Raw genomic sequence first — 1,607 nt, forward strand, 5'->3', positions numbered from 1 at the left:
GTAGAATGGAATATTTTTGTTTCCTAATCTTCCGTATAATGAAACTCCGAAGTTATTGGCATCAGATTTACCACCATATCTGTTAAACTTAACGTTAGCTTTTGAGTAGGACAATGCAGTACCTAGAATCAGTTTTTCGCCAAATTGCCTATCAACTCCAACCTGCCCTCCAAATACTCTAGTGTCTCCCTTGCCGTATCCGTCCTGCTTCAGCGTACCGTTAGCCCCCAGTCCAGAAATCCACAGTCCAAAATTATCTCCGGTATTGTCAAGAGTTCCAAGCATAACCAGTCTGTTTGACAAGTCCTTGTTTACAGTTTGTGAATGCTGGAAAGTAAGAGCCTGTGCAGAAGCATAGATTTGCCCGGATAGGCTGTCTAGGACTGCGGCTCTGTTTGAATGGTTCAGAGACTGGAGCTTGGCAGCCTTTCTTTCAAACTGCGCAACATTCCCGGCAGTGCCGTTTTCAATGTTCTCGTCCAGGTTCTGGAAGGCAGTCTCCAAGTTTTGAGCAGTATTTTTCTGCATTTCATCAGATTCTGCGATTTTTTCTGCATACTCAAGAACATTTTTTCTGCTTATCTTTGTAGATACGGAATTTTCATTCTGTTTGATTTCGGCATTTAACATTTCATCAGTGTCAACAGTTTCAAAACCACCTTCAATTTTGTTGTCCGATGTGATTACATCCTGATTTGTTCCGTTGGCAGTGATATATTTTCTTTCGCCATTTTCTTCAGGCTTTACTTCAAGTTTTGAATTATTTAGGCTGACTTTTCCTGTTACATGAAGGTTTGAGTTCAAATCAGCTACAACTCTTGAATTTTCAAGTGATTTATAGTTCCCGCCAATTTGTGTCGATCCACTATTTTCAAGAGTTCCATCATTTGTTATATTGTTATGTATTTTGGCATTATTTGTTGAAAGCGTTGCCTGTTTCCGTACATTCAGTGATGATACATAAGTACCGTTCACTCTTAATCTTCCTGCATTTACATTTGTATCACCAAGGAAAGTTGAGTTTCCTGACAGTATAAGTTCTCCAGCCCCATTTTTTTCCAGTCCGGCATTTCCAGAAATATCATTTGAGAAAGTGTATACTCCGCTTGGAATATTTATAACTACGCTTGGACCAAGTGCAAGCTGGCTGTCAAAGAGGGAAGGACCTTTTAATGCCTTGTCAATATTTAAGAGTCCCCATCCATAAACAGAATCGACTCCTCGTTCTCCAATGTCTGTAGCTGTTGACAGTATAGTCTGTCTTATAAGGCTTGCGTCCATCCATGGGTATTTTTCCTTGATTAGAGCAGCAGTTCCTGTTACAAGTGGCGCTGCAAATGAAGAACCTCCACCTACAAAGTTTCTTCCCCTTATTGTGAAAGTCTGATCTCCTACTGCTGTTACAGTCCACATTCTTGCGACTCCTGCAGGAGATAGCGGTGTAAGGTTGCTCCAGTCAGTATCCCCTAATCTTGATTCTTCCCTTGAAGTCAGCGCTACTACATTTAACCATCCTTTTTTTAAACTTGTTTCAAAGAATGGGAGTCCACCTTCAAGAGTAGGCTGGGTATCCGATGAAAAAAGTTTTAGATTACCGTCTAATACCA

General features: G+C 40.7%; 1 protein-coding gene. It reads right to left on the reverse strand.

Features of this window, described 5'->3' with window-relative positions:
* A partial coding sequence (locus tag Q0370_RS00340; protein WP_299570533.1) for an autotransporter domain-containing protein occupies positions 1-1,607 on the reverse strand: 1,607 nt, incomplete at both ends.

The sequence above is a fragment of the uncultured Leptotrichia sp. genome (genome assembly GCF_938036635.1).
Lineage (GTDB): Bacteria > Fusobacteriota > Fusobacteriia > Fusobacteriales > Leptotrichiaceae > Leptotrichia > Leptotrichia hongkongensis.